This is a genomic window from Candidatus Sulfotelmatobacter sp., assembly GCA_035498555.1.
Classification (GTDB): Bacteria; Eisenbacteria; RBG-16-71-46; order RBG-16-71-46; family RBG-16-71-46; genus DATKAB01.
This window is the reverse complement of sequence record DATKAB010000136.1, coordinates 1-8,715: the sequence shown is the minus strand read 5'-3', so window position 1 is coordinate 8,715 and position 8,715 is coordinate 1. Positions and strand designations below refer to the sequence as shown.

The window sequence follows — 8,715 nt, the reverse complement described above, 5'->3', positions numbered from 1 at the left end:
CTGTTCCAGCAGGATTCCGAGGTCGGTCTGACGCTCGGCGGCGGCATCCTCGGAACTCAGAACGGCTTCCGTTACAACATCGACTACGCCTGGGCCGACGAGGGCCGGCTGGGCAATGCCCAGCGGTTCAGCCTCGGCCTTCACTTCTGAGCGGAGACGTGCACCCATGAAACGCATCCTCGCCGTTCCTCTCGCCGTACTGTTCCTCTGCTCGGCACGGCCGGCCGGAGCCCAGACCATGACCACCGACGCGTTGCTCGACACGCTCCAGCACACCGCGTTCAACTACTTCTGGAACGAGGCCAATCCGCTCAATGGCCTGATCAAGGACCGCAGCACGTCGGACTCTCCCTGCAGCATCGCCAGCACCGGGTTCGGGCTGTCGGGGATCTGCGTCGGCGTGGATCGCGGCTGGGTGTCGCGGAGCGCGGCCGCGGCGCGCGTGCTCACCACGCTGCAGACGTTCTGGAACGGACCGCAGAGCAGCATCGGCGACGGCACCATCGGCTACAAAGGCTTCTTCTATCACTTCCTCGACATGAACACCGGGCTTCGCACCTGGAGCTCGGAGCTCTCTTCGATCGATACCGCGCTGCTGCTGGCCGGGATCCTCGACGCCAAACAGTACTTTGACGGCTCGGATCCCAACGAGCAGCAGATCCGGGCGCTGGCCGACTCCATCAATCAACGCGTGGACTGGAACTTCATGCGCAACTTCAACCAGGGCGTGCTGATGGGCTGGAAGCCCGGCACCGGATTCGCCGGGTTCGGCCAGTGGATCGGCTACAACGAGGCGATGATTCTCTACATCCTCGCCCTCGGCTCGCCGACCCACGCGGTTCCCACCAATGCCTGGGCGCGCTGGACCAGCGGCTACGTGTGGGGAAGCTGGTACGGCTACGACTTCGTCCAGTTCCCGCCGCTGTTCGGCCACCAGTATTCGCACTGCTGGGTGGACTTCCGTTCCATCCGCGACGCCTATATGACGTCGCAGAGCAGCACCTACTACGAAAACACGCGCCGCGCGACCCTGGCCCAGCGGGCCTACTGCATCGCCAATCCGGGCGGGTTCGTCGGCTATGGCACCGATCTGTGGGGGCTGACTGCAGGCGACGGGCCTTCCGGTTACAATGCGCGCGGCGCGCCGCCGGCGCAGAACGACGACGGAACCATCGCGCCCACGGCCGCCATCACCAGCCTGATCTTCGCGCCCGACGAAGTGTGGCCCGTGATCTACAACCTGTGGAACCGATATCGCGCCCAGATGTTCGGACCCTACGGGTTCACCGACGGCCTGAATCCCGGCCAGAACTGGTTCGACACCGACGTGCTCGGGATCGATCAGGGGCCGATCCTCCTGATGCTCGAGAACTATCGTACCGGCTCGATCTGGCAGCGCTTCATGCGCAATGCCGAAATCCAGAACGGACTGACCCGCGCCGGCTTTACTCAGCTCACCGTCGAGGTGCCGGTCGCCGGGGTTTCCGGCCTCGAGTTCGCGGCGTCGCCCAATCCGTCGCGCGGCGGCACGCGGCTGCGCTTCCGCCTGCCGGCCGAGGGCGCAGTGCGCTTGTCGGTGTTCGACGTGGCGGGACGCGAGATCGCCCGGCCGATCGCGGCGTGGCTTCCGGCGGGCGAGCGAATCCTGACGCTGAACGACGCCGGATGGCCCGCGGGACTCTACGTCTATCGGCTGGAAGCCAATGGAATGACTCGCACCGTACGCGGAGTGCGCCTGCCGTGAGCGAGCCGGTGATCCGCAATCGCCGGCTGCCGCGCCTGGCCGCGACAATTCGCGACGTGGCGCGCGCGAGCCGCGTGAGCACCGCCACGGTTTCCCGCGTCTTCAACGACAGTCCGCTGGTGAGCGTCGAGACCCGCGAGCGCGTCCGCGCCGCCGCCAGCCGCCTCGGCTACTGGCCCAACAGCATCGCACGCAGCCTGATCACCAATCGCACCCACATGGTCGGGGTGCTGATGCCCGATCTGCACGGCGAATTCTTCTCGGAGATTCTTCATGGCGTGGATCTCAAGGCGAGGGCGTGCGGCCTCCACATCCTGGTGTCGCGCTCGAGCTCGAGCGCCGAGGAGCTGGTGGGCGCCCTGCGCTCGATGCGCGGCCGCGTCGACGGGCTGATCGTGATGGCGCCCGATCTCGAGGACCCGGCGACGCTGGCCGGCCGCGTGGGGGAGGTGCCGACCGTCTACCTCAATCCCGATGGTGGCGTGCGGAGCGGCGATACGCTGTCGATCGAGAATGTCGAGGGGGCGCGGCAGGTGGTGAGCCATCTCATCGGACTCGGGCACCGGCGCATCGCCATGATCACCGGCCCCGATCGAAACATCGACGCCCGCCAGCGTCGCGAAGGCTATCGGAGCGCGCTCCGCGAGGCCTCGATTCCGTTCGAGCCCCGCCTCGAGTTCGCCGGAGACTTCAGCGAGCGCTCCGGCTACGAGGCGATGCTCGCGATCCTGCGACACGAGCCGCGCCCGACCGCACTGTTCGCGGCCAACGACTACATGGCGGTCGGAGCGATCGGCGCTCTCCACGATCACGACAGGCGCGTTCCCGAAGACCTGGCGGTGGCGGGTTTCGATGACATCCCGTTGGCGCGCTACCTCACGCCGCCGCTCACCACGGTGCACGTGGACATGCTGCGATTCGGCGAACGCGCCGTCGAGCTGTTGCGCGAGCGCACCACCGGGCCGCGCACCGCCGCGCGGCACGACGTGCTCGAGACGCGGCTGGTGGTGCGCGGCTCGTGCGGCGCCCACGGCGGCGGGGAAGGCCCCAACCGGTGGAACCGGGGCCAGACGTCGCGAGACCCGCGAGCGAGCTCGTGACCTCGCGCCCCCACCGGATCGCTTCGCTGCTGATACTCGCGCTCGCCGCGGTGGCCAGCCCGTCGCCGGGGGCGGCGGCCGGTCCGGCGGCTGCACCGGCCGGCGAGGATGCACTGCGTGGCGTCATTCCCGGAGCGCAGATCGCGTTCCTCGACAGCCTCGAAAGATCCGCGTTCCGCTGGTTCTGGGAACTCTCCGATTCCACTACCGGTCTGACTCCCGACCGCGCCCCGACGCCGTCGTTCGCGAGCGTGGGCGCGATGGGCTTCGCGCTCACCGCCTGCCCGATCGGCGCCGAACGCGGCTGGGTGACGCGCGCGGCGGCGGCCGAGCGTGCGCGCCGGACGCTGCGTTTCATGGCGCGCGCTTCGCAGGACTCGACCGATCACGCCGCCACCGGGGCGCAGGGCTTCTTCTACCACTTTCTCGACATGAAGACCGGGCGACGTTTCGAGAAGATCGAGCTGTCCACCATCGACACGGCGCTGATGCTGGCCGGGGCGCTGTTCTGCCAGGCCTACTTCGACGGCTCCGGTGTGGCCGAGCGCGAGGTGCGCGCCTGGACCGACACGCTCATGAACCGCGTGGACTGGCGCTGGGCGCAGCCGCGCCCGCCCGCCATGGTGCTGGGGTGGAGCCCCGAAGAGGGCTTCCTTCCCTACGACTGGGGCGGGCTCAACGAAACCATCATCCTGCACATCCTGGCGCTCGGCTCCAACACGCATCGCGTGGCGCCCGGACTCTGGTCGGCCTACACGCGGCACTACCGCTGGGGTTCGTTCGAGGGCCAGCAGATGCTGGGGTTCGCCCCGCTCTTCGGGCACCAGTATTCGCACGTCTGGATCGACTTCCGCGGGATTCGCGACGACTTCATGCGCGCTCACGATCTCGACTACTTCGAGAACTCGCGGCGCGCCACGCTGGCGCAGCGCGCCTACGCAATCGCCAATCCGTCCGGGTTGCGCGGCTACGGCGAACGACTGTGGGGGCTCACCGCCTGCGACGGGCCGATCGACACCACCTTCATCGTCGCCGGGCGGCAGCGCGAATTCTTCAGCTATTCCGCGCGCGGCGCTTCGTTCACCCGTGTGCACGACGACGGCACGATCTGCCCGGCGGCGGCGGCCGGCTCGATGCCGTTCACCCCGCGCGAGTCGGCCGAGGTGCTGATGGCGATGCGGGCCGACTACGGGACCTGGGCGATGAATCGGTACGGATTCGTGGATGCGTTCAACCCGACTCTGGACTTCGCCGCGCGGGTCCCCTACGGGCGGGTGGTGGTCGGCAGGGGCTGGTTCGACGTCGATCAGCTGGGGATCGACCAGGGTCCGATCCTGGCGATGATCGAGAACGCGCGTTCCGGGCTGATCTGGCGCACCATGCGCAGGAATCCATTCATCGTGCGCGGGCTGCGTCGCGCCGGATTCCAGGGCGGCTGGCTCGACGCGGCGCCCGCGGACTGGAAGTGAGGCGCGCGTCAAACGCGCAACTCGCCCGGCTCCCGGCGATTCTGGCGCTGCTGCTCGCCGCCGGCTGCGCGCGACGGTCCGAGCCGCCGCTTCGTTTCTGGGCGATGGGCCGCGAGGGCGAGGTGGTGGAGGAGCGGGTGCGCGAGTTCGAGCGCGAGAGCGGCATCCGCGTCGAGGTCCAGCAGATTCCATGGTCGGCCGCGCACGAGAAGCTGATCACCTCGTTCGTGGGACAGTCGACGCCCGATGTCGCCCAGCTCGGCAACACCTGGGTGAGCGAGTTCACGGCGCTCCATTCGCTCGAGCCGCTCGACGCGCGCGTCCTGCACTCGGCCGAGGTCCACCCCCAGGGCTACTTCCCGGGGATCTGGGACACCAACGTGATCGACGGCAAGCTGCGCGGCATCCCGTGGTACGTGGACACGCGCGTGCTGTTCTATCGTCGTGATCTGCTGAAGCGCGCCGGCTACGATTCGATTCCCGGCACCTGGCAGGGCTGGCGGCAGGCGATGGAGGCGGTGCGGCGCCTGGCGGGGCCCGGCAAGTACGCGATCTTCGCGCCCGCCAACCAGTGGAACGTGCCGGTGATCCTCGGGCTCCAGCGCGGATCGCCGCTGCTGGTGGATGACGACACGCGCGCCGCGTTCTCGGACACGAGCTTCCGGCGCGCGTTCGAGTTCTACGCTTCCTGGTACCGCGATCGGCTGGCGCCGCCGCTCACCAACAACGAGATCGCCAACCTCTACGACGAGTTCGCGCGCGCCACCTTCTCCATGTACGTGAGCGGTCCATGGGACATGGGTGAGTTCTCGCGCCGGCTCCCCCCGTCGCTCGCCGACGCCTGGGAAACGGCGCCGATGCCCGGCCCCGACGGCGAATCGAGCCGCCTGTCGCTGGCGGGCGGATCGAGCCTCGTGATCTTCCACCGCTCGCGCCGCCAGGACGACGCCTGGAAGCTGATCGAATTCCTGTCGCGCCCGGAACAACAGGTGGCGTTCTACCACGCCTGCGGCGATCTGCCGGCGCGGCGCGAGGCGTGGGCCGATTCGGCGCTGGCGGTCGACCGTCATCTCCATGCCTTCCGCATTCAGCTCGAGCGCGCGGTGCCGACGCCCAAGGTGCCGGAGTGGGAGCAGATCGCCAACCGGCTCCAGGACTATGCCGAGCGCGTGGCGCGGGGCGCCTCGCCGGTGGATTCGGCGCTGGCCGGGCTCGATCGGGACGTGGATCGCATGCTCGAGAAGCGCCGCTGGCTGGTGGAGCGTGCGCGTCACGCGTCGCACGCCGGGTTCGCTCCATGAGCCGCTCGGATCGCGGGCGCGAGGCGCGCGCCGGCTGGCTGTTGGCCGGCCCTGCGGTGACTCTGATCCTGGTGTTCTTCGTGGTGCCGGTGCTGGTCGGGTTCTGGCTCAGCTTCACCGACTTCGACGTCTACGCGATCGGCGACCCGTCGGTGCTGCGCGTGATCGGCGCCGGAAACTATTCGCGCGTGCTGCACGACTCCGAGTTCTGGAACGCGCTCCGCAACACGCTGGTGTTCGTCTTCGTGGGCGGGCCGCTCTCGGTGCTGGTCTCGCTCGGTGCGGCGCTGCTGGTGAACGCGAAGCTCGCCCGCGCCAAGGGGCTGTTCCGCGTGATCTTCTTCACGCCGGTGGTGACCACGCTGGTGGCGGTGGCGATCGTCTGGCGCTATCTGTATCACCCGCACTACGGGCTCATTGACTGGGGATTGTCGCGCCTCGGGCTGCCGGCGGTGGACTGGCTCGGCGATCCGAGATATGCGCTGATCGGCATCATCGTGCTGACCGTCTGGAAGAATTTCGGCTACAACATGCTGATCTTCGTGGCCGGCCTGCAGGGCATTCCCGAGGAATACTACGAAGCCGCGGCGCTCGACGGCGCGAGCGGCTGGCAGCGATTCCGGCACATCACGCTGCCCTCGCTCGGGCCCACCTTCCTGTTCGTCGGTATCACCACCATGACCTCGCAGTTCCAGATCTTCGCCGAGCCCTACGTGATGACGCAGGGCGGGCCGCTGCGCGCCACCGTCACGGTGGTGCTGCTGATGTACGAGCAGGGGTTCCGGTGGTGGCGCATGGGGCTCGCCAGCTCGATCTCGTTCCTGCTGTTCGGCATCATGCTGATCGGTACTGCGGTGCAGATGTGGTTGCAGCGCGAGCGCAGGGCCGGGGCGTGAGGCGGCCGGGAGTAACGTGGTTGCTGCACGCGGCGCTGGCCGCGCTGGCGCTGCTCACTGCGGCGCCGCTGCTGTGGATGGTGTCGGCGTCGTTCATGAGCCCCGGCGAGTCCAGCAACTTCCCGCCGCCGCTCCTGCCCGCGCACCCGACGCTTGCCAACTACGCAGCGCTGTTCTCTCGCCTTCAGCTGGCGAGGAACTTCCTCAACAGCCTGCTGATTGCCGGCGTGGGCACCGCGGTCTCGGTGATCGTGAACGCCATGGCCGGCTACTCGTTCGCCAAGCTGCGCTTCCGCGGGCGCGACCGGCTCTTCCAGCTGCTGGTGGTGGCGCTGGTCGTGCCCACCCAGGTCGGCATGTTGCCGCTGTTTCTGCAGCTCAAGGCCATGGGGCTGGTCAATACGCCGCTCGGCGTGATGATCCCGTATCTCTCGAGTGTGCTCGGGATCTTCATGGTGCGGCAGTACGCGCTCTCGATCCCCGACGAGCTGCTCGACGCGGCGCGCATCGACGGCGCCGGCGAGTACCGGATCTTCTTCGGCATCGTCCTGCCCGTGATCCAGCCGATCCTAGTCACCCTGACCCTGTTCAGCTTCCTGTCGGCCTGGAACGACTTCCTGTGGCCGTTGATCGTGCTCCGGGACGCGTCGCGCTTCACGCTGCCGGTCGCCCTCGCGAGCCTGGCAGGGGAGCACATCCAGGACGCCGAGCTGATGATGGCCGGCGCCGTGCTCACCGTGCTGCCGGTGGTGATCACCTTCCTCGTGCTCCAGCGCTTCTACACCGAGGGCGTGATGCGGGGGAGCCTCAAGGGGTGAGGGCGCCTCGCCGGTTTGCCGGGATGGCGATGATCGCCGCCGTCGCGCTCGCTCCGGTGGCGGGCCGATCCGCGCCGCGCGTGCTCGACGATTTCGAATCGACATCGGCCTGGCGCGCGATTCCGGCCGACGGCGTGCAGATGAAGCTTTCGAGCGAGCCCGGTCCCTGGGGCCACTGCCTGCGCGTCGATTTCGACTTTCAGAAGGGCGGCGGCTACGCCGTGCTCCACCGCGAGCTGGACCTGCCGCTTCCCGAGAACTACCGGTTCGCGATCCGCCTTCGCGGCGCGACGGCACCGCAGAATCTCGAGTTCAAGCTCGCCGATTCGACCGGGGACAACGTGTGGTGGTGCAACCGGCGCAACTTCGAGTTTCCCGCGAAATGGGAAACCCTGGTGACGAAACGCCGGCAGATCGCGTTCGCGTGGGGCCCGCGGGGCGGCGGCGAGCTGCGGCACGCGCGCGCGATCGAGTTCGCGATCACCGCCGGCAGCGGGGGAAAGGGCACGGTGTGGTTCGACGAGCTGAGCTTCGAGCCGCTCGCCAGGCCACCGGCGACTCCGCCCCGGCCGGTCGCGACCGCGTCTTCGGGCTCGGCGGGATGGGCGGTGGATCGCCTGCCCGGCACCGGGTGGACTCCGAGCTCCACCGATCGCGCGCCGTGGCTCGATCTCGATCTCGGCTACGACCGCGAGTTCGGCGGCCTGATCCTCACCTGGCAGGCGGCCGGCCCGCCGCGGAACTACGATGTCGAGCAGGCGGACGCGCGCGGCGCGTGGCGCATCGCGAAGTCGGTGCGCGGTGCGCGCGGCCTGCGCGACTACGTCGTGCTGCCCGAGCGCGAGGCGCGCCGGCTCCGCATCGCGCTGCGGGGCGGCCGCCCGTCACTCGGCGAGATCGAAGTGAAGCCGGTTGAGTGGGCGGCGGATCCCAACTCGCTGGTGGTGTCGATGGCGAGCGACGCCCCGCGCGGCTGTTTCCCGCGGGCCTTTCTCGGCGAGCAGAGCTACTGGACGATCGTCGGAGCGCCCGGAGCGCGGTCGAAGGTGTTGCTGGGCGAGGACGGCGCGATCGAGGTGGCGCACGGCACGTTCTCGATCGAGCCGTTTCTCGGCGTCGAGACCGGGCTTCGAACCTGGGCCGATGCGCGCGTGACTCAGAGTCTGCGAGGTGGAGAGCGGCCGATCCCGAGTGTCGTCTGGGCGCTCGACGATCTGCGGCTCGAGGTGACGGCGTTCGCCGACGGAGAGGGCGATCGGGCGCCGCTGCGCGTGCGCTACCGGCTCCGTAACCTCGCCGCCCGCTCTCGCGTGGTGAAGCTGCGGCTGGCGCTGCGTCCCTATCAGGTCAATCCGCCGGCTCAGTTCCTCAATCGTGCCGGTGGCGT

General features: G+C 68.8%; 7 protein-coding genes. All 7 read left to right on the top strand.

Annotated elements, in window-relative coordinates; genetic code table 11:
- The first annotated feature begins 166 nt into the window (after positions 1-166).
- Positions 167-1,744 (top strand): glucoamylase family protein, encoded by a 1,578-nt coding sequence (locus VMJ70_11555; GenBank protein HTO91756.1) that lies wholly within the window; start codon positions 167-169, stop codon positions 1,742-1,744.
- Positions 1,741-2,844: a LacI family DNA-binding transcriptional regulator gene (locus tag VMJ70_11550; GenBank protein HTO91755.1), complete on the top strand. Its 1,104-nt coding sequence runs from the start codon at positions 1,741-1,743 to the stop codon at positions 2,842-2,844. Before VMJ70_11555 ends, VMJ70_11550 begins: the two co-directional genes overlap by 4 nt.
- On the top strand, positions 2,841-4,313 hold the full coding sequence (locus tag VMJ70_11545) for a glucoamylase family protein (GenBank protein HTO91754.1): 1,473 nt from the start codon (positions 2,841-2,843) through the stop codon (positions 4,311-4,313). The genes VMJ70_11550 and VMJ70_11545 overlap by 4 nt, the downstream gene beginning before the upstream one ends.
- Positions 4,310-5,614, top strand: a complete 1,305-nt coding sequence (locus tag VMJ70_11540) for an extracellular solute-binding protein (protein HTO91753.1) — start codon at positions 4,310-4,312, stop codon at positions 5,612-5,614. The genes VMJ70_11545 and VMJ70_11540 overlap by 4 nt, the downstream gene beginning before the upstream one ends.
- Entirely contained in the window at positions 5,611-6,510 is a 900-nt protein-coding gene (locus VMJ70_11535) for a sugar ABC transporter permease (protein ID HTO91752.1), read from the top strand. Before VMJ70_11540 ends, VMJ70_11535 begins: the two co-directional genes overlap by 4 nt.
- Before the next feature lie 20 nt (positions 6,511-6,530).
- Positions 6,531-7,328: a carbohydrate ABC transporter permease gene (locus VMJ70_11530; GenBank protein HTO91751.1), complete on the top strand. Its 798-nt coding sequence runs from the start codon at positions 6,531-6,533 to the stop codon at positions 7,326-7,328.
- Between the two features lie 29 nt (positions 7,329-7,357).
- A partial coding sequence (locus tag VMJ70_11525) for a discoidin domain-containing protein (protein ID HTO91750.1) occupies positions 7,358-8,715 on the top strand: 1,358 nt, incomplete at its 3' end.